At 73.0% G+C, this 19412-nt stretch carries 16 protein-coding genes; 9 read left to right on the top strand and 7 right to left on the bottom strand.

The window, feature by feature from the left end:
• Nucleotides 1-7 precede the first annotated feature (7 nt).
• Nucleotides 8-1180 (top strand): FAD-dependent oxidoreductase, encoded by a 1173-nt coding sequence (locus OTB16_RS07050; RefSeq protein ID WP_267719236.1) that lies wholly within the window; start codon nucleotides 8-10, stop codon nucleotides 1178-1180.
• 64 nt (nucleotides 1181-1244) lie between these two features.
• Here OTB16_RS07050 and mltG read toward each other — a convergent pair whose 3' ends face one another.
• Complete coding sequence (gene mltG, locus OTB16_RS07045) at nucleotides 1245-2108, bottom strand: endolytic transglycosylase MltG (RefSeq protein ID WP_267719042.1); 864 nt, start codon at nucleotides 2106-2108, stop codon at nucleotides 1245-1247.
• A 63-nt stretch (nucleotides 2109-2171) separates the two neighbouring features.
• The gene (locus OTB16_RS07040) at nucleotides 2172-4064 is read right to left on the bottom strand and encodes an ABC transporter ATP-binding protein (RefSeq protein ID WP_267719041.1); all 1893 of its coding nucleotides are present in this window, start codon (nucleotides 4062-4064) and stop codon (nucleotides 2172-2174) included.
• Nucleotides 4065-4150: 86 nt separating this feature from the next.
• Here OTB16_RS07040 and OTB16_RS07035 point away from each other — a divergent pair, with 86 nt between their 5' ends.
• The 4 genes from OTB16_RS07035 to OTB16_RS07020 all read left to right on the top strand — a co-directional run bounded on the left by OTB16_RS07035 (nucleotide 4151) and on the right by OTB16_RS07020 (nucleotide 11323).
• A complete protein-coding gene (locus OTB16_RS07035) occupies nucleotides 4151-4615 on the top strand; it encodes a MarR family winged helix-turn-helix transcriptional regulator (protein WP_267719039.1) in 465 nt (154 codons plus the stop codon).
• A 37-nt stretch (nucleotides 4616-4652) separates the two neighbouring features.
• Entirely contained in the window at nucleotides 4653-7589 is a 2937-nt protein-coding gene (locus OTB16_RS07030; RefSeq protein ID WP_267719038.1) for an FAD-binding and (Fe-S)-binding domain-containing protein, read from the top strand.
• Between the two features lie 111 nt (nucleotides 7590-7700).
• Nucleotides 7701-9545 (top strand): ABC transporter transmembrane domain-containing protein, encoded by a 1845-nt coding sequence (locus tag OTB16_RS07025; RefSeq protein WP_267719037.1) that lies wholly within the window; start codon nucleotides 7701-7703, stop codon nucleotides 9543-9545.
• Nucleotides 9542-11323 carry an ABC transporter ATP-binding protein gene (locus OTB16_RS07020; RefSeq protein ID WP_267719036.1) on the top strand — a complete coding sequence of 594 codons (1782 nt, stop codon included), beginning with the start codon at nucleotides 9542-9544 and terminating at the stop codon, nucleotides 11321-11323. The genes OTB16_RS07025 and OTB16_RS07020 overlap by 4 nt, the downstream gene beginning before the upstream one ends.
• A 106-nt stretch (nucleotides 11324-11429) precedes the next feature.
• Here the strand turns inward: OTB16_RS07020 and OTB16_RS07015 are convergent, their stop codons facing one another.
• The gene (locus OTB16_RS07015; RefSeq protein WP_267719035.1) at nucleotides 11430-12221 is read right to left on the bottom strand and encodes a metal-dependent hydrolase; all 792 of its coding nucleotides are present in this window, start codon (nucleotides 12219-12221) and stop codon (nucleotides 11430-11432) included.
• A gap of 145 nt (nucleotides 12222-12366) precedes the next feature.
• Between OTB16_RS07015 and OTB16_RS07010 the strand changes: the two genes are divergently transcribed.
• From OTB16_RS07010 to OTB16_RS07000, 3 genes are all read left to right on the top strand, one after another.
• On the top strand, nucleotides 12367-14889 hold the full coding sequence (locus OTB16_RS07010; protein WP_267719034.1) for a DEAD/DEAH box helicase: 2523 nt from the start codon (nucleotides 12367-12369) through the stop codon (nucleotides 14887-14889).
• Nucleotides 14890-14959: 70 nt separating this feature from the next.
• Nucleotides 14960-15886: an acyl-CoA thioesterase gene (locus OTB16_RS07005; RefSeq protein ID WP_267719033.1), complete on the top strand. Its 927-nt coding sequence runs from the start codon at nucleotides 14960-14962 to the stop codon at nucleotides 15884-15886.
• Between the two features lie 8 nt (nucleotides 15887-15894).
• Nucleotides 15895-16296, top strand: a complete 402-nt coding sequence (locus OTB16_RS07000) for a YchJ family protein (RefSeq protein ID WP_267719032.1) — start codon at nucleotides 15895-15897, stop codon at nucleotides 16294-16296.
• On the opposite strand, the gene OTB16_RS06995 is transcribed toward OTB16_RS07000, so the two are convergent.
• Together OTB16_RS06995 and OTB16_RS06990 are read right to left on the bottom strand one after the other, a co-directional pair.
• Nucleotides 16260-17171: a DUF6397 family protein gene (locus OTB16_RS06995; protein ID WP_267719031.1), complete on the bottom strand. Its 912-nt coding sequence runs from the start codon at nucleotides 17169-17171 to the stop codon at nucleotides 16260-16262. The two genes, OTB16_RS07000 and OTB16_RS06995, sit on opposite strands and share 37 nt — an antisense overlap.
• Nucleotides 17172-17303: 132 nt before the next feature.
• A complete protein-coding gene (locus OTB16_RS06990; RefSeq protein ID WP_267719030.1) occupies nucleotides 17304-17702 on the bottom strand; it encodes a roadblock/LC7 domain-containing protein in 399 nt (132 codons plus the stop codon).
• Nucleotides 17703-17808: 106 nt separating this feature from the next.
• Between OTB16_RS06990 and OTB16_RS06985 the strand changes: the two genes are divergently transcribed.
• Nucleotides 17809-18246, top strand: a complete 438-nt coding sequence (locus tag OTB16_RS06985; protein ID WP_267719029.1) for a PPOX class F420-dependent oxidoreductase — start codon at nucleotides 17809-17811, stop codon at nucleotides 18244-18246.
• 48 nt (nucleotides 18247-18294) lie between these two features.
• Here the strand turns inward: OTB16_RS06985 and OTB16_RS06980 are convergent, their stop codons facing one another.
• Together OTB16_RS06980 and OTB16_RS06975 are read right to left on the bottom strand one after the other, a co-directional pair.
• Complete coding sequence (locus tag OTB16_RS06980) at nucleotides 18295-19023, bottom strand: GTP-binding protein (RefSeq protein ID WP_267719028.1); 729 nt, start codon at nucleotides 19021-19023, stop codon at nucleotides 18295-18297.
• Entirely contained in the window at nucleotides 19023-19403 is a 381-nt protein-coding gene (locus OTB16_RS06975; protein WP_267719027.1) for a DUF742 domain-containing protein, read from the bottom strand. The genes OTB16_RS06980 and OTB16_RS06975 overlap by 1 nt, the downstream gene beginning before the upstream one ends.
• Between the last annotated feature and the right edge of the window lie 9 nt (nucleotides 19404-19412).

Genomic DNA, 19412 nt, shown 5'->3' with positions numbered 1-19412 from the left:
CGATGTGATGCGGGGCGGCGCGGGCGTGAACGTGGACACGGACGTCGACGTGGTGGTGGTCGGCGCCGGGCAGGCGGGCCTGTCCAGCGCCTACCACCTCACCCGGGCGGGGCTGGACCACGTGGTCCTGGACCACTCGCCCCGCCCGGGCGGGGCCTGGCAGTTCCGCTGGCCCTCGCTCACCTACGGCAGGGTGCACGGGATGCACTCCCTGCCCGGCATGGAGCTGACCGGGGCCGACCCGCTGCGGCCCTCGTCGGAGGTGATCGGCGAGTACTTCGCCGCGTACGAGAACCGCTTCGGCCTGCGCGTGCGGCGTCCCGTGGACGTCTCGGCGGTACGCGGCTGCCCCGACGGCCGGCTGCGGGTGGAAACCTCCGCCGGCACTTGGTCGGCGCGGGCCCTGATCAACGCCACCGGCACCTGGGACCGCCCGTTCTGGCCGCGGTACGCGGGGCAGGAGACCTTCCGCGGCCGCCAGCTGCACACCGCGAACTACCCCGGGCCTCGGGAGTTCGCCGGGGCCCGCGTGATCGTGGTGGGCGGCGGCACCTCCGCGGTGCAGCACCTGCTGGAGATATCCGAGGTGGCGGCGGAGACCGTCTGGGTGACGCGCCGGGCGCCGGTGTTCCGCGACGGGGGCTTCGGCGAGGCGGAGGGCCGGGCGGCGGTGGCCCTGGTCGACGAGCGGGTACGGCGGGGGCTCGCGCCGCAGAGCGTGGTCAGCGTGACCGGGCTCCCGCTGAACGAGGCGGTCCGGGCCGGTCTGGCCTCGGGGGTCCTCGACCGCAGGCCCGTGTTCGACCGCATCACCCCCACCGGGGCCCTCTGGCCGGACGGCGGCCGGGTGGAGGCGGACGTGATCCTGTGGGCCACCGGCTTCCGCGCGGCGGTCGACCACCTGGCCCCGCTGCACCTGCGCGAGCCGGGCGGCGGCATCCGCGTAGAGGGCACCCGGGCCGTCCGGGACGAACGGATCCACCTGGTGGGCTACGGCCCGTCGGCGTCCACGATCGGCGCGAACCGCGCGGGTGGCGCCGCCGCCCGCGAGATCCGCCGCCTTCTGGGCCGCGAGCGGGCCACGGCGACGGCGGCCCCGACGACGGCGGACGCGGCAACGGGGGCAGCGGCAACGGGGGCAGCGGCGTCGCTCCGGGTGGCCGAAGCACCTGCGGGCTGATCCGCGCGGAGCCTCCCGGGGGCGGCGCCTCTCGTTTCGCGGCGGCGCTCCCCGTCCGGGCACGTCAGGTGGCGGGAGGTCCGGCCTGGGCGCGGGCGCCCGCGGCGGCCCGTAGGCGGTTGAACTCCGCCACGTGCTTCTTGTGCTCCTCGTACGTCGCCGAGAAGCGGGTGTCCCCCGGCTTGACCGTCACGAAGAACAGCCAGTCGCCGGGCGTCGGAGCAACGGCGGCCGCCATGGCCTCCAGCCCCGGGCTGTCGATCGGCGTGGGCGGCAGGCCCTGGCGTTCGTAGGAGTTGAAGGGGCTGTCGATGCGCGTCTCGCTCAGCGTGGTGTCGACGGTGCTGCGGTTCAGCGCATAGTTGATCGTGGAGTCCATCTGGAGCGGCATCGACTTCGCCAGCCGGTTGTGCACCACCCGGGCGACCTTGCCCATGTCGGCGCGGCTGTCGGCCTCCGCCTCCAGGACGCTGGCCAGGGTGGCTGTTTGGTACGGGGTCATCCCGTGCGCCTTGCCGCCGTTCGCGACGGCCGGGGTGGCGAGTTTCCGGTTCGCCGTCTGCACCATGTACGCGAGGAGGGCGGCCGGCGTGGACTTCGAGGTCACCGGATACGTCGCCGGGAAGAGGTAGCCCTCCGGGTTGCCCTTCGCCTCCGCGGGCAGTGCCAGTCCGGCGGTCGCCACCGCGGCCTTGGCCGAGCCGGCGGGGAGTTTCAGCTCGCGGTCGACCGCGGCGTACACCTGCGAGGCCCGCCAGCCCTCGGGAATCACCAGCATCCGGGGCTTTTCGGGGGCGTCCGCCCCGCGCAGCAGCGGTATCAGGGCCACCACCCCGATCGCGAGGAGCGTACCGAGGAAGAGCGCCAACCGGCCCCGGCGGGTGAGCCGGGAGCGGCGCTGTGGTGGCGGCAGGTACTCATGACGCATACGGGAACGCTAACCCGCGAAGCGCCGCATTCCTGGCATCCCACCCGTGCGCCGGTCATACGATCACACATTCACGGGGGCCAGCTCGGCTCCCTGCGCCGCCTGCGTCTTCCGGGCGGCGTCCGGTGCCGTCACCGGCGCCAGGGCGGCGTCCCGGTCCCGGCGGACCAGGGCCGCGTACCGGCCTTCCGCCTGCAGCAGCTCCTCGTGCGTACCGCGCTCGGCTATGCGGCCCGCGTCGAGGACCACGATCTGGTCGGCGTCGCGGACGGTGGACAGCCGGTGGGCGATGGTGATGGTGGTGCGGCCCGCGGAGAGGTTGTCGATGGCCTGCTGGACGGCGTGTTCGGTGCGGGTGTCCAGGGCGCTGGTGGCCTCGTCGAGGATGAGCACCGGCGGGTCCCGCAGGATGGTGCGGGCGATGGCGAGCCGCTGCTTCTCACCGCCGGAGAACCGGTAGCCGCGCTCGCCGACGAGGGTGTCGTACCCGTCGGGCAGGGACGCGATGTGGTCGTGGATCTGGGCCGCCCGGGCCGCGTCGGCGATCTCCTCGTCGGTCGCGTCCGGCTTGGCGAAGCGCAGGTTGTCGGCCACCGAGGCGTGGAAGAGGTAGGTCTCCTGGGAGACCACGCCTATGGAACGGGCCAGCGAGTCGAAGTCGAGGTCGCGGACGTCGACCCCGTCCAGGGCCACCCGTCCTCCGGTGACGTCGTAGAGCCGGGGCACGAGGTAGCTCAGCGTGCTCTTCCCGGACCCCGTCGCGCCGACCACCGCGAGGGAGCCGCCGGCCGGGACGGTGATGTCGATCCCCTTCAGGGCGGGCCCGTTCTCCGCGTCGTACGCGAAGTCCACGCCCTCCAGCCGGACCTCGCCCGCGGCCCGCTCCAGGCGCACCGCGTCCTCCCGCTCGGTGATGTCCACCGGCAGGTCGAGGTACTCGAAGATGCGGGCGAACAGGGCCAGCGAGGTCTGGATCTGCACGCCGGTCGACAGCAGGCTCACGGCGGGCCGGAACAGGCCCTGCTGGAGGGTGACGAAGGCGACGAGGGTGCCGACGGAAAGCGAGGGGGCGCCGGTCTGGAGCGCTATGCCGGCCGCCCAGTAGATGAGGGCGGGCATGGCGGCCATGACGATGCCGATGGTCGACATCCGCCAGCGCCCGGCCATGCTGGAGCGCACCTCGAGGCTGACGAGCTTCTCGGATTCGTCGGAGAAGGAAGAGGTCAGCGAGTCGGAGCGGCCCATGGTGCGGCCGAGGAGGATGCCGCTGACCGACAGCGACTCGGTGACGGTCGCGGCCATCGCGGCCATCTGCTTCTGGCGCTGCGTGGTGATCTTCTTGCGCTCGCGGCCGACCCGCCGGCTGATCCAGACGAACACGGGAAGCAGCAGCAGCGAGACGAGGGTGAGCCGCCAGTCGAGCGCAAGCATCGCGACGACCGAGGCGATGACGGCCGTCAGGTTGGAGACGAGCGAGGTCGCGGTCGAGGTGACGGTGGCCTGCATGCCGCCGATGTCGTTGGCGATGCGGGACTGGACCTCACCGGTGCGGGTCCGGGTGAAGAAGGCCAGCGGCATCCGCTGGAGCTGGGCGTAGACGGCGGTGCGCAGGTCGTGCATGACGCGCTGGCCGACCGTGGTGGATATGTAGGTCTGGAGCACACCGAAGACGCTCGTGACCACGGCGGTGAGGATCATGCCGAGCGCGAGGAGGCTGAGCAGACCGGTGCGGCCCTGCGGGATCGCGACGTCGAGGATCTCCCTCAGCAGGAACGGCGAGGCGACCCCGACCAGCGAGGAGGCTCCGACCAGCAGGCCGACGACGGCGAGCCTGCCCCGGTAGGGCCGGAAGAGGGACACGATGCGGCGCAGCTCGCGGGGCTGTTCCGCCGGCGCGGGGCGGCTGGGGTCGAGGGATTCGTTCGATGGGGTCCACTTCGGTTCTTCGGGGCGCATGTGCCTCCTTCTGACGGGACTCGAATGAGCATAGCTCATTGTTACCTATACTCACAATGAATCCGGTCCTGATACTGTCTCCCAGTATGAGGACACCTTCCGAGACCGACACCACAGACGGCGTTCTCGCCGAGCAGCTGCTGCGCCTGACCCGTCGGCTCCACCGCATCCAGAAGCGCCACATGGAGCCGCTCGGCATCACGCCCGCCCAGGGCCGCCTGCTGCGCCTGGTCTCGCACTACGAGGGCGCCCAGCCGCCCCGGATGGCGGACCTCGCCGCCCGGCTGGAGGTCGTCCCCCGCGCCGTCACCACCCTCGTGGACGGCCTGGAGGCCGCCGAGTGCGTGCGCCGCGCGCCGGACCCCGCGAACCGGCGGGTCATAAGGATCGAGCTCACCGAAACCGGCCGCGCCACGCTGCGCCGCCTGCGCAACGCGCGAACCGACGCCGCGGAGGAGATCCTGGCTCCATTGACCGCCGATCAGCGCGAGATGCTCGGAGGCCTGCTGAACGCCCTGGCGGACGTACCGCCCGAGGGCGCCTGCCGATAAGGCCACGCGCGGGCCGCGAAGAGGCGAGGGGTCGGACATGCCGATGCTGGAACCGAAGCCGGGAACCCTGCGCCCCCGAGGCATCGGGGGCCCCGCCCCCGACCGGCTGCCCGAGCACCGGGCCGGCGGCACCCCGGAGCCGCTGCGCACCGAGCTGACCGAGCTGCTGGGCGCCGAGAAGGTCCTGTGGAAGGTGTCCGACCTCGTCCGCTACGCCTCGGACGCCTCCCCCTACCGGTTCGTGCCCCAGGTCGTGGTGGTCGCCGAGGACATCGACGACATCTCCGCGGTCCTCTCCTACGCGCACGGCAGGCAGCGCGAGGTGGTCTTCCGCGCCGCCGGGACCTCGCTCAACGGCCAGGCGCAGGGCGAGGACATCCTCGTGGACGTACGCCGCCACTGGGCCGGCGTCGAGGTGCTGGACGAGGGCCGGCGCGCCCGTATCCTCCCCGGGACCACCGTCCTGCGGGCCAACGCCGCGCTCGCCCGGCACGGGCGGATCCTCGGCCCCGACCCGGCCAGCGCCATCGCCTGCACCCTCGGCGGGGTCGTCGCCAACAACGCCTCCGGCATGACGGCGGGGACCACGCGGAACTCGTACCGCACCCTCTCCTCCCTCACCCTCGTCCTGCCGACCGGGACCGTGGTGGACACGGCCGACCCGCTGGCCGACGAGGAGCTGGCGCGCGCGGAACCGGCCCTGTGCCGCGGGCTGATGGAGATCAAGCGGGAGATCGAGGCCGACCCGGAGCTGACGGCCCGCATCCGCGCCAAGTACGAGATCAAGAACACCACCGGCTACCGCCTGGACGCCTATCTCGACGGCGCCACCCCCGTCGAGATCCTTCGCGGGCTCGCGGTCGGGTCGGAGGGGACCCTCGGCTTCATCTCCGAGGTCGTCTTCGACACGCTCCCGCTGGACCGCGAGCTCTGCACCGGCCTGCTGTTCTTCCCCTCCCTGCCGGCCGCGGCCGCCGCCGTCCCGCTCTTCAACGAGGCGGGCGCCCTCGCCGTCGAGCTGATGGACGGCAACACCCTGCGCGCCTCGGTCAGCGTCGCCGGCGTCCCCGCCGACTGGGCGGACCTGCCGCGGGAGACGGCGGCGCTGCTGGTGGAGTTCCGGGCGCCGGACGAGGCGGGCCGGATCGCCTGCGAACGCCGTGCCGCCGAGGTCCTCGCCGGACTGGACCTGGTCGCGCCGGCGGCCTCCGTGACCAACGCCTTCACCCGGGACGCGAAGACCATCAGCGGCTACTGGACGGCCCGCAAGGCCTTCGTCACCGCCGTCGGCGGAGCCCGCGCCCCGGGCACCACCCTGATCACCGAGGACTTCGCCGTACCGACCTCACGGCTGGCGGAGGCCTGCGAGGCCCTCCTCGACCTCCAGGCGCGGCACGGCTTCGACGCCGCCGTCGCCGGCCACGCGGCCCACGGCAACCTGCACTTCCTGCTCGCCTTCGACGCCGCCGACCCCTCCGACGTCGATCGGTACGCGGCCTTCATGGACGCCTTCTGCCGGCTCACCGTGGAACGCTTCGACGGCTCCCTGAAGGCCGAGCACTCCACCGGACGCAACATGGCCCCCTTCCTGGAACTGGAATGGGGCCCCAGGGCCACCGGGCTGATGTGGCGCACCAAGCGGATCGTAGACCCGGACGGGGTGCTCGCCCCGCGCATCCTCCTCGACCGCGACCCGCGGGCCCACCTGCGCGGACTGAAGACGATCCCGCGGGTGGAGGCGGTGGCGGACCCGTGCATCGAGTGCGGTTTCTGCGAACCGACCTGCCCCAGCGGGGACCTGACGACCACACCGCGCCAGCGGATCGTGCTGCGCCGCGAGATGACCCGCCAGCAGCCGGGCTCCCCCGTGCTGGACGGCCTGCTCGACGCCTACGGCTACGACGCGGTCGACACCTGCGCCGGCGACTCCACCTGCAAGCTCGCCTGCCCGGTCGGCATCGACACCGGCGCGCTGATGAAGGACTTCCGCCACCGTCGGCACAGTGCCCGCGAGGAGCGGGCCGCCGCACTCGCCGCGCGGCGGTTCGCGGCCGTGGAATCGGCCGCCCGGCTGGCCGTGGCCGCCGCCGGGAAGATCACCGACCGGGTCGGGGACGGGCTGCTCGAAGCCGTCACGGGGGCCGCGCGCAGGGCCGTGCGCCCCGACCTCGTACCGCGGTGGCTGCCGCGGATGCCCGGCGCCGCCGCGCGGCGGCTGCCCGCCACCCGGCGGGCGGGCGCCGCGGCCGTCTACTACCCGGCCTGCGTCAACAGGATCTTCGGCGGCCCGGGCGGCCGCCCCGGCCCCTCGCTGCCGGAGGCCGTGGTGGCCGTGTCGGAGCGGGCCGGGAAGCCGGTGTGGATCCCCCGCGACGTACGCGGCACCTGCTGCGCGACGATCTGGCACTCCAAGGGGTACGACGCCGGGAACCGGCTGATGGCCAACCGGATCGTCGAGGCGGCCTGGGGCTGGACGGCCGGCGGGCGGCTGCCGCTGGTGGTCGACGCGTCCTCCTGCACGCTGGGCATCGCGCACGAGGTGGTCCCGTACCTGACCGACGACAACCGGGCGCTGCACGCGGAGCTCAGCGTCGTCGACTCGGTCGTCTGGGCGGCGGACGAGCTGCTGCCGCACCTGGAGATCCGGCGCACCGCCGGGTCCGCCGTGCTCCATCCCACCTGCTCGATGCGGCACTTGGGCGACGAGGCGCAGCTGCTCGCGGTGGCCGCGGCGTGTGCCGACGAGGTGGTCGTGCCGGACGACGCCGGCTGCTGCGCCTTCGCGGGCGACCGGGGCATGCTGCACCCGGAGCTGGCGGCCTCGGCGACGGCCCGCGAGGCCGCCGAGGTGACCGCGCGGTCCTTCGACGCGCACCTCTCGGCGAACCGCATGTGCGAGGTGGGCATGGACCGGGCGACCGGGCGTAGTTACCACTCGGCCCTCCTCGAACTGGAGCACGCCACGCGTCCCTGAACGGGACGGATGCGTCGCCGAGGCCCTCCGCAGGTGGAAAACCGATTGCCCGGAGCGGGTCCGGAAGGCGAACCTTGCACGGTTTGAACCACTCGACCGTCATGGGGCGTCATGCAGATCAGCGATCTTCCGTATCCGGACCCCGGGGTACCCGACGCTCGCTCCGGCCCCCGTTTCCTCGTGTGGCTGGGCCGCGGCCAACTCGGTGGACAGGCCAAGAGCCTGTGCTGGGGTCTGGTGCACTTCTCCGGCATCGCCGGACTGCCGTACGCGCTGGGGCTGGGCGTCGACGCCGTCGTCGACCGCGACGCGCACCGGCTGCTGCTCGTCGGCGGCCTGCTCGTCCTGCTCGGCGCGGCCATCACCGTCGGGGACGCCATGCTCCACCGGACCGCCGTCACCAACTGGATCACCGCCGCCGCCCGCGTGCAGCAGCTGCTCGCCCGCAAGACGGCCGAACTGGGCTCCGCGCTGAGCCGACGGGTCGCCGCCGGTGAGGTGATCGCGGTGTCCACCGGCGACGTGGAGAAGATCGGCTGGTTCGTCGAGGCCGTCTCCCGGTTCCTCGCCGCCGCCTTCGCCGTCGTCCTCGTCTGCGTCGGCCTGCTCTTCTACGCCCCCGCCCTCGGCGTGGTCGTGGCGATCGGCGTCCCCGTGGTCGCCCTGGCCGCGCTGCCACTGCTGCCGCGCGCCACCCGGCGCGCCGACTTCCAGCGGGAGAAGGCGGGCCGGGCGACCGAGCTGGCCTCGGACACGGTCGCGGGCCTGCGGGTGCTGCGCGGGATCGGCGGCGAGGAGCTGTTCCTCGGCCGTTACCGCGAGGCCTCGCAGGAGGTCCGCAAGGCCGCCGTGCGCAGTGCCCGGATGTGGGCGCTGATCTCCGCGATCCAGGTGCTCCTGCCGGGCGCGCTGCTGATCACGGTCGTCTGGTACGGGGCCACGCTGGTCGTGGACGGGCGCATCGCGGTGGGTGAACTCGTCGCGGCCTTCAGCGCGGTGGCCACGCTGCTCTACCCGCTGCGGCACTTCGAGGAGATCGCCATGGCGTACTCCTTCTCCCGTCCGTCCGCCGAACGGGCGGCCCGGGTGCTGTCGCTGACGCGCTCGGAACCGGAGACCGGGAAGCCGGGACCCGGCGGGCCGGGCGCGCGGGTGGTTCCGGACGCGCCCGCGCCGGGCGCCGACCTGTACGACCCGCAGACCGGGCTGCTGGCGCCGACGGGCCGGTTCACCGCCGTGGTGTGCGGGGACCCGGATCTGGCGGGGCGGCTCGCCGAGCGGCTGGGCGGCCATCCGATGGACGGCGCCGGCGGCCCCTCGGTCCTGCTGGGCGGGGTCGCGCTGGACGAGCTCGCGCTGGACACCGCGCGCACGCTGGTCCTCGTACAGGACAAGGACCCGGTGCTGCTGTCGGGCACCCTGCGCGAGCTGTTCGACGTACCGGCCTCCGGGGCGGTCGAACCGGCGGCCGCGCTGGAGGCCGCCCGGTGCGCGGACGTGCTGGACGCGCTGGCGCAGTCGGCCCCGGACGGGGTCGACGACCCGATGGACGCGCGGATCACCGAGCGCGGCCGGTCCCTGTCCGGCGGGCAGCGCCAGCGTCTCGCGCTGGCCCGGTCGCTGGTGACCGACCCGGAGGTGCTGGTGCTGGACGAGCCGACCTCGGCGGTCGACTCGCACACGGAGGCGCGGATCGCGGACGGCATCGCGGCCCTGCGGGCCGGGCGCACCACGGTGGTACTGGCGTCCTCGCCGCTGCTGCTGGACCGTGCCGACCGGGTCGTCCTGATCCACGGGGGCCTGGTGGCGGCGACCGGTACGCACCGCGAGCTGCTGCACGGCGAACCGCTGTACCGCGCGGTCGTCACCCGTGAGATGGAGGAGGAGCAGCGGCTCGCTCGGCTTGAACTGACAGGGCTGGAAGAAGCACTCACAGAGATCGAGGAGTCCGCATGATCGGCGTGGCGCCGCCGGATTACGATCCGGCGGCCCCCGAATCGGCCGCGACCCTGCCCGTGGGCACGTCGGCGACCGTACGGGGCTATGTGCGCGGGCTGTTCCGGCGGCACCGGAAGGCCTTCGTGCTGCTGGTGGCGGTCAACGCGGTCGCGGTGATCGCCTCCATGGCCGGCCCGTACCTGCTGGGCCGGGTCGTGGACGACCTCACGGCGGGGGTGCGCGAGCTCCACCTGGGGCAGGTGGCGCTGCTGTTCGCGGTGGCGGTCGGCGTGCAGACCTGCTTCGTCCGGCTGGTCCGGCTGCGCGGGGCGGTGCTCGGCGAGGAGATGCTGGCCGATCTGCGCGAGGACTTCCTGGTGCGGTCGGTGGGGCTGCCTCCGGGCGTCCTGGAGCGGGCCGGTACCGGTGACCTGCTGTCGCGGATCACCACCGACATCGACCGGCTGGCCAACGCGATGCGCGAGGCGGTTCCACAGCTGGCGATCGGCGTGGTGTGGGCGGGGCTCCTCTTCGGGGCGCTGGCGGTGACGGCGCCGCCGCTGGCGCTGGCCGCGCTGGTGGCGCTGCCGGTCCTGGTGATCGGCTGCCGCTGGTACTTCCGGCGGGCGCCTTCGGCGTACCGGTCGGAGTCCGCCGGCTACGCGGCGGTCGCGGCCGTGCTCTCCGAGACGGTGGACGCGGGCCGGACGGTCGAGGCGCACCGCCTGGGACAGGGCCGGATCTCGCTGTCCGAGCGGCGGATCAAGGAGTGGACGGCCTGGGAGCGGTACACGCTGTTCCTGCGGACGGTCCTCTTCCCCGTCGTCAACGTCACCTATATGACGATCCTCGGCTCGGTGCTGCTGGTCGGCGGCTACTGCGTGCTGCGGGGCTGGATCTCGGTGGGGCAGATGACCACGGGGGCGCTGCTGGCGCAGATGATGGTCGACCCGATCGGGCTGATCCTGCGCTGGTACGACGAACTGCAGATCGCGCAGGTGTCCCTGGCCCGGCTGGTGGGCGTGCGGGAGATCGAGCCGGACGCGGGTGACGCGGCCGTCGCCCCGGAGGGCCGCGCCGTCCGCGCGGACGAGGTGCACTTCGGCTACCGGGAGGGCGTGGACGTGCTGCACCAGGTCTCGATGGCCGTGCCGCCGGGGACCCGGATGGCGCTGGTCGGCCCCTCGGGCGCGGGCAAGTCCACGCTGGGGCGGCTGCTGGCGGGGATCTACGCGCCCCGGACCGGCGAGGTCACCCTCGGAGGGGCCCGGTTGTCGCGGATGCCGGCGGAGCGGGTGCGCGAGCACGTGGCGCTGGTCAACCAGGAGCACCACGTGTTCGTGGGCTCGCTGCGGGACAACCTGCGCCTCGCGCGTACGGGCGCCGGTGACGCGGAGCTCTGGTCGGCGCTGGAGGCGGTGGACGCGGAGGGCTGGGCACGGGCCCTGGAGGCCGGTCTGGACACCGAGGTCGGTTCCGGCGGTACGGCGCTGACCCCGGCGCAGGCGCAGCAGGTCGCGCTGGCCCGGCTGGTGCTGGCCGATCCGCACACGCTGGTCCTGGACGAGGCCACCTCGCTGCTGGACCCGCGCGCGGCCCGGCACCTGGAGCGCTCGCTGGCCCGGGTGCTGGAGGGCCGTACGGTCATCGCGATCGCGCACCGGTTGCACACCGCGCACGACGCGGACGTGATCGCGGTGGTCGAGGACGGCCGGATCAGCGAACTCGGTTCCCACGACGAGCTGGTGGCGGCCGACGGCGCGTACGCGTCGCTGTGGCGCTCCTGGCACGGCTGACCGGACCGGCGGCCGGGCGGGGGCGCCGGCGCGTACGGGGCTCCGGCCCCCGCGGCCGCGGGGGCCGGAGCCCGGTACGTGGTGCGGGGATGCCAGGTGCGGCGGATCAGATGAAGCCGAGGGCGGAGGCGCCGCCGAAACCGCCGAGCAGCAGGAACACCGGCATCAGGACCTTGAGCTCCACCCAGCTGCCCGCGCGGAAGCGCATCATCTTCGGCGGGCCGATCGGGTACCAGCGCTTGCCGGCGATCGGGAGCGGCCACAGGACGGGGCAGCCGGACACGGTCAGGGCGTCGCCGATGTCGTGGACCAGCGCCCCGAGCATGATCGGCAGGCCGAGCCACAGGTACTCCTGGCCCGGGGCTTCGAACAGCCAGCCCGCGCCGTTGCCGGGCTGGTCGAGCACGCCGGCCAGGATCCACGCGCTGGTGGCGCCGAGCAGCCAGACGAGGATGTCGCTGGACATCCGCGCGGCCCGCCAGAGCAGGCCTTCGACGGCCAGCACCAGGTGGACGAAGAGGAGCGCCAGCACCCCCCAGCGGTCGGTGGTGACGGCCAGCGTGGAGCCGCCGGCGCCGATCAGGACCGCCCAGAGCCAGGTGTGCGTCAGGGTGCGGTGGCCGCCGGTGCGGCGGGCGTCCCTCGGGGAGCGGGTGGCCTTGTAGACGCCGTAGGAGATCTTGTCGACCACCTCGCACAGCCCCCGGGAGAGCGGGCCGAAGGCACGCGAGATCGTCGCGGACTTGTGGTCGAGGTCGGGGGCCAGCGCCGCTCCGGCGCAGATCAGCGCGCCGACGACGAGGACCGGCCACGGCATGGGACGTCCGGCGGCCGCTGTCGCCGCTCCCACCCCCAGCCAGGCGGCCGCGCCGGACAGTGAGTGCGCCGGACCCATCATGGTCGTTCCCCGCCCCGGTGGTGTGGTGGCCGGGCCCCGTCGACGGTGTCGATCGGCCCGCATCGACGGCACAGCGTACCGTTGACGATCTTCCTTCCGTCCGCCGGTTCCCGCATCCGGGGTGAAGCCAGGCAAGATGGGGGGTGTGACCCTCATTGATCAGCTCCCGCCGAACGCCGACCCCGACGCCCTCTTCGAGGCTTTCTCCTCGTGGGCGGAGGGCCAGGGCATCACCCTGTACCCGGCACAGGAGGAAGCGCTGATCGAGGTCGTCTCCGGCGCGAACGTGATCCTCTCCACCCCGACCGGCTCCGGCAAGAGCCTGGTGGCGGCGGGCGCGCACTTCACGGCGCTGGCCCAGGACAAGGTGACCTTCTACACGGCCCCCATCAAGGCGCTCGTGTCGGAGAAGTTCTTCGACCTGTGCAAGCTCTTCGGCACCGAGAACGTCGGCATGCTGACCGGCGACGCCTCCGTGAACTCGGACGCCCCGGTGATCTGCTGTACCGCCGAGGTCCTCGCCTCCATCGCCCTGCGCGACGGCAAGCACGCCGACATCGGCCAGGTCGTCATGGACGAGTTCCACTTCTATGCCGAGCCGGACCGCGGCTGGGCGTGGCAGATCCCGCTGCTGGAGCTGCCGCAGGCGCAGTTCATCCTGATGTCGGCGACCCTCGGCGACATGAAGCGGTTCGAGGAGGACCTGACCCGGCGCACCGGGCGGCCGACCTCGATGGTCCGCTCCGCCACCCGGCCGGTCCCCCTGTCGTACGAGTACGTCACCACGCCGATCACCGACACGATCACCGAGCTGTTGGAGACCCGGCAGGCGCCGGTCTACATCGTGCACTTCACCCAGGCCCAGGCGGTCGAGCGGGCGCAGTCGCTCATGAGCATCAACATGTGCACCCGCGAGGAGAAGGACAAGATTGCCGAGCTCATCGGCAACTTCCGCTTCACGACCAAGTTCGGCCAGAACCTCTCCCGCTACGTCCGGCACGGCATCGGCGTGCACCACGCCGGCATGCTGCCCAAGTACCGGCGCCTGGTGGAGAAGCTCGCCCAGGCCGGTCTGCTGAAGGTCATCTGCGGTACCGACACCCTCGGCGTCGGCGTCAACGTGCCCATCCGCACCGTGCTCTTCACCGCCCTCACCAAGTACGACGGCAACCGGGTCCGGACGCTGCGCGCCCGCGAGTTCCACCAGATCGCCGGCCGCGCCGGCCGGGCCGGCTTCGACACGGCGGGCTACGTGGTCGCCCAGGCGCCCGAGCACGTCATCGAGAACGAGAAGGCCCTCGCGAAGGCGGGCGACGACCCGAAGAAGCGCCGCAAGGTGGTGCGCAAGAAGGCCCCCGAGGGCTTCGTCGCCTGGTCGGACACCACCTTCGAGAAGCTCATCGCCGCCGACCCGGAGGCGCTGACCTCGCGCTTCAAGGTCACCAACATCATGTTGCTGTCGGTCATCGCCCGGCCCGGCGACGCCTTCAAGGCGATGCGCCACCTCCTCGAGGACAACCACGAACCGCGCAAGGCCCAGCTGCGGCACATCCGCAGGGCCATCGCGATCTACCGCTCGCTGCTGGACGGCGGGGTCGTCGAGAAGCTGGACACCCCCGACGCGGAGGGCCGCACCATCCGGCTCACCGTCGACCTCCAGCAGGACTTCGCGCTCAACCAGCCGCTGTCGACCTTCGCGCTGGCCTCGTTCGACCTGCTGGACCCGGAATCCCCTTCCTACGCGCTGGACATGGTGTCCGTCGTCGAGTCCACGCTCGACGACCCGCGCCAGATCCTCGCCGCGCAGCAGAACAAGGAGCGCGGCACGGCCATCGGCCAGATGAAGGCCGACGGGGTCGAGTACGAGGAGCGGATGGAGCGGCTCCAGGACATCACCTATCCCAAGCCGCTCGAAGAGCTCCTCTTCCACGCCTACGACGTGTACGCCAAGAGCCACCCGTGGGTCCGCGACCACCCCGTCTCCCCGAAGTCGATCATCCGCGACATGTACGAGCGCGCGATGACCTTCACCGAGTTCACGTCCTTCTACGAGCTGGCCCGCACCGAGGGCATCGTGCTGCGCTACCTGGCCGGCGCGTTCAAGGCGCTGGACCACACCATCCCCGACGACCTGAAGTCCGAGGACCTCCAGGACCTGATCGCCTGGCTCGGCGAGCTGGTCCGCCAGGTCGACTCCAGCCTGCTGGACGAATGGGAGCAGCTGGCGAACCCGGAGGTGGAGACGGCGGAGCAGGCCCAGGAGAAGGCGGACCAGGTCAAGCCGGTCACCGCCAACGCGCGCGCCTTCCGCGTCCTGGTCCGCAACGCCATGTTCCGCCGGGTGGAGCTCGCCGCCCTGGACCACGTCAACGTGCTGGGCGAGCTGGACGCCGAGTCCGGCTGGGACGCCGACGCCTGGGGCGAGGCCATGGACGGGTACTGGGACGAGTACGACGACCTGGGCACCGGCCCGGACGCGCGCGGTCCCAAGCTCCTGCAGATCGAGGAGGACGCGGCGCACGGCCTGTGGCGCGTCCGCCAGACCTTCGCGGACCCCAACGGGGACCACGGCTGGGGCATCAGCGCCGAGGTCGACCTCGCCGCCTCCGACGAGGAGGGCCGTGCGGTCCTGCGCGTCACCTCGGTGGGCGAACTCGGCCAGCTCTGACCGCCCACAGCCTCCCGCCAGCCCCCTCAGCCCCGCCGGACCCGCCGGACCAGACAGTGGAGATCCCCTGATGACGAACCCCGCCGAGAGACTCGTCGACCTGCTCGACCTGGAGCAGATCGAGGTCAACATCTTCCGCGGCGCCAGCCCGCAGGAGTCCCTCCAGCGGGTCTTCGGCGGCCAGGTCGCCGGCCAGGCGCTGGTCGCCGCGGGGCGCACCACCGAGGGCGACCGCCCGGTCCACTCGCTGCACGCGTACTTCCTGCGCCCCGGCATTCCCGGGGTGCCGATCGTGTACCAGGTGGAGCGGGTGCGCGACGGGCGGTCCTTCACCACGCGCCGGGTCACCGCGGTCCAGCAGGGCAAGACGATCTTCAATCTCACCGCCTCCTTCCACCGTCCGGAGGAGGGCGGCATCGAGCACCAGCTGCCGCCCCGCCTCGACTTCCCCCATCCGGACACGCTCCCGAAGGTCGCGGACGAGATCCGCGAGCACCTGGGTGCGCTGCCCGAGGCGCTGGAGCGGATGGCCCGCCGCCAGCCCTTCGACATCCGGTACGTGGACCGGCTCCGCTGGACTCCGGAGGAGCTCAAGGACGCCGATCCGCGCAGCGCGGTGTGGATGCGCGCCGTCGGCCCGCTGGGCGACGACCCGCTGGTGCACACCTGCGCCCTCACCTACGCCAGTGACATGACCCTCCTCGACGCCGTGCGCATCCCGGTGGAGCCCCTGTGGGGGATGCGCGGTTTCGACATGGCGAGCCTCGACCACGCCATGTGGTTCCACCGGCCGTTCCGGGCGGACGAGTGGTTCCTGTACGACCAGGAGTCGCCCATCGCGCACGGCGGCCGGGGCCTGGCCCGCGGCCGCATCTACGACGTGGAGGGCCGGCTGCTGGTCTCCGTGGTCCAGGAAGGCCTCTTCCGCCCGTACTCCGCTGGGCCGCCCCGGCCGTCCCGGACCTCCCCCGTCTCCGAAGCCTCTCCCGAGAACTGAGCACGCCCATGCCCACCCCGGCCCTCCCCTGCCCCTGCGGGCTGTCCGCCGCCTACCCGGAGTGCTGCGGCCGCTTCCACTCCGGCGCCGGGCAGGCCCCCACCGCCGAACGGCTGATGCGCTCCCGGTTCAGCGCATTCGCCGTCGGCGACACCGCGTACCTGCTGCGCTCCTGGCATCCCTCGACCCGGCCCGGCCGCCTCGACCTGGACCCCGAACAGCGCTGGGACCGGCTGGAGATCCTGGCCACCGAGCGCGGCGGAATGTTCGAGACGGAGGGCTCGGTGGAGTTCCGGGCGCACTACCGCGAGGGCCGGCACGCCGGTTCCCTGCACGAGCACAGCGCCTTCGCCCGGGAGGACGGTGCCTGGGTCTACGTCGGCCCCCTCTCCCCCGTCGGCTTCGACTGACCGCGGGCCCCGGCCAGGGCCGAGTCCAGGCCGGTGCGGTACCAGTGGACCTCCTCCGGCGCCTCGGCCCTCAGCAGCCGCTCCGCCACGGCCGCGGCCACAGGAGTCCGCGGGTGCCCGTACGGAGGGGGCGGGCCGAGGGCCGCGAGGACGATGCGCTCCGCCGGATCGGGAACGGCGTCGCGCACCACGTCCTCCGGCAGTACGGAGGCCAGCACGGCTGCCTGTTCCCACGGGTCCGCGGTACCTCTCAGCAGCAGCCCCACGTGCCGGCCGCGCCACTTCCGCGGCCGCAGGTCCGCTTTGGCCGCCATCAGTTCCCGGTCCGCCGGGGGCGCGGCGGTGCGCAGCGCCCCCGGCTCTCGGGCCGCGAACTCCCTCAGTTCCCCGGCCAGGTAGAGCCAGACCACCGCCCGGTAGCGGTTGATCCGGTAGCCGACCGGGATGAGGTGCCCGCACCGGGCGAGCCGGGTGAACCGGCTCGGGCCGACTCCCAGTACCGCCGCCGCGGCCTCCGCCCCGGCCACGGCTTCGACCCGGCCGCGCAGGGCGGCCGGCGGCCCCTCGGCGGCCCGCACCCGGTCCAGCTCGGTCCGGGCGTAGCGCGCGGCGCCCCCGGCGGCCGGGCCCGCCCGTACGATCCCCAACTGGACGGCGCGGGCGAACTCGCTCCGGCTCAGGCCCAGTTCCCCGGCGGCCTGCACCCCGCCCACCGACGCCCCCGCGCATCCGTCCACCGGCGGGTCCACGGCCGCGGCCACGGCAACGGTTTTGGCCGCGGTCCCGGCTTTGGCCACGGTCCCGGCGGCGTCCACGGTCCCGGCGGCGTCCACGCCGGGACGCTCCGCCACATCGCTTCGAAGTACGGTCCCCATGCGCATCATCACGATCCTCCCCCACGAGCGGTGATTACTCTGTGTGAAGACCGTAACTCAGCGCGACGACACTCCGCGATGCCTGTGGACAACTTCCGGAGGCGACAGTCCCCCTGGGGCGGGGGGGGCGGCTCAGCCGCCGGTCAACCGCCGCTCCGCGACCCCCAGGTGCTCGCCCACCCGGTTGACGAGCAGAGTCATCTCGTAGGCGACCTGGCCGATGTCGGACTCGGCGGCGCTCAGCACGCACAGGCAGCTGCCCGCGCCCGCCGCCATGACGAACAGGACGCCCTCGTCGTACTCCACCATCGTCTGGCGGACCTCCCCGGCGCGGAAGTGCCGCCCCGAGCCCTTGGCCAGGCTCTGCAGACCGGCCGCCACGGCCGCCAGGTGCTCCGCGTCCTCCCGCGCCAGCCCCGCGCTCGCGCCCGTCACCAGGCCGTCGTTGGACAGCACCACCGCGTGCCGCACCTGCTGGACCCTGCGCGTCAGGTCGTCCAGCAGCCAGTCGAGCTGCTTGTCCAGTGCCATTTCGAGCCCCTCCCGTGGGCGCCGCCGCCGTGGCCGCGCCCCACCCCCGCGTAGTCGTGCCGCAAGCCTTCCCCACCAGCGCCTTTCCGACAAGGAGGATGTCCCCATGGCGAAGAAGATGACGCAAGAGGAATGGCGGGCGTTCGCCTCTCATTCCACCCGTACCGGCAAACTCTCCACCGTCCGCGAGGACGGCAGTCCGCACATCGCCCCCGTCTGGTTCGTGCTCGACGGCGACTCCTTCGTGTTCAACACGGGCAAGGACACCGTCAAGGGGCGGAACCTGGCCCGTGACGGCCGGGTCGCGCTCTGCGTCGACGACGACCGGCCGCCGTTCTCCTACGTCATCCTCCAGGGCCGCGCCGAGATCAGCGAGCACGCCGACGACCCGGACGCGATGCTCACCTGGGCGACCAGGATCGGCGCCCGCTACATGGGCGAGGAGCGCGCCGAGGCCTTCGGCCGGCGCAACGCCGTCCCCGGCGAGCTCCTCGTCCGGGTCACGATCGACAAGGTCATCGCCACCGCCGCGGTCGCGGACTGACGGACAGCCCGACGCAGTGGTGGGCGCCGCCGCTCCCCGCGGGCCGGCTCACACCGAGTCGGCCCGCGGCTCCACCGAGTCGAGCAGCCGGGCCGTGTGCACCCGCCCCGCGTACTCGACCAGCCTGATCAGCACTTCCTTCCCCGAGTCCTTGTCCCGCGCGTCGCACAGCAGCACCGGCGTGCCCTGGTTCAGGTCCAGCGCCCGCGACACGTCGTGCGCCCCGTACCGCCGCGCGTCCGAGAAGCAGTTGACGGCGACGACGAACGGGATCCGCCGGTGCTCGAAGTAGTCCACCGCGGGGAAGCAGTCCTCCAGCCGCCGTGTGTCGGCGAGCACCACGGCGCCGAGGGCCCCCTGGGACAGCTCGTCCCACAGGAACCAGAACCGGTCCTGCCCCGGCGTCCCGAACAGGTACAGCGACAGCCCGGACCGAATGGTGATCCGCCCGAAGTCCATGGCCACGGTCGTGGTCGTCTTCTGGTCCACCCCGCCCGTGTCGTCGACCAGTTCGCCCGCCTCGCTCAGTGCCTCCTCCGTCCGCAGCGGACGGATCTCGCTCACGGCGCCCACCAGCGTGGTCTTCCCGACCCCGAAACCGCCGGCCACCAGGATCTTCAGTGCCAGCGCGGCCAGTTCCCCGTCGTCGCCGGGATCGGTGTCGGCGACACCGGAGTCCGCGGCCCCGGTGTACCCGGCCCCGGTGTCGGCGCCCCGGGTGTCGGCGGCATCCGTGTCCGGGACCCGGTCGGCGGGCCCCTCGTCGTGTCGTCCCATCACAGCGCTCGCAATCCCTCGATGACTTCACGCAGAATCCGCTCGTCCGGCAGCTGGGCCGGCGGCACCGGTCTGCTGACCTTGACGTGCCCGCCCTCCAGCAGGTCCCCGAGGAGGACCCGCACCACTCCCACGGGCAGGTCGGCGTCGGCCGCGAGCTCCGCCACCGACTGGGTCTCGGACCGGCAGAGCCGCAGCAGCGCCCGGTGTTCGGGGCCGAGGAGCGCCTCGGTGTCCGAGTCGGTTCCCTCCGGGTCCACGACGACCAGCGCGATCAGGTCGAAGCGCACCCCGTGCGGTCCCGGCTTCGTACGTCCGCCGGTCATGGCGTACGGGCGGACCAGCGGGCCCGCGTCGGCGTCGTACCACTGGCCGTCCATGTCCCGGAC

Origin of the sequence: Streptomyces antarcticus, assembly GCF_026627255.1 — a bacterium.
GTDB classification, from domain to species: domain Bacteria; phylum Actinomycetota; class Actinomycetes; order Streptomycetales; family Streptomycetaceae; genus Streptomyces; species Streptomyces antarcticus.
The sequence above is the reverse complement of the archived record's forward strand: the minus strand, read 5'-3'. Positions and strand labels throughout refer to the sequence as shown.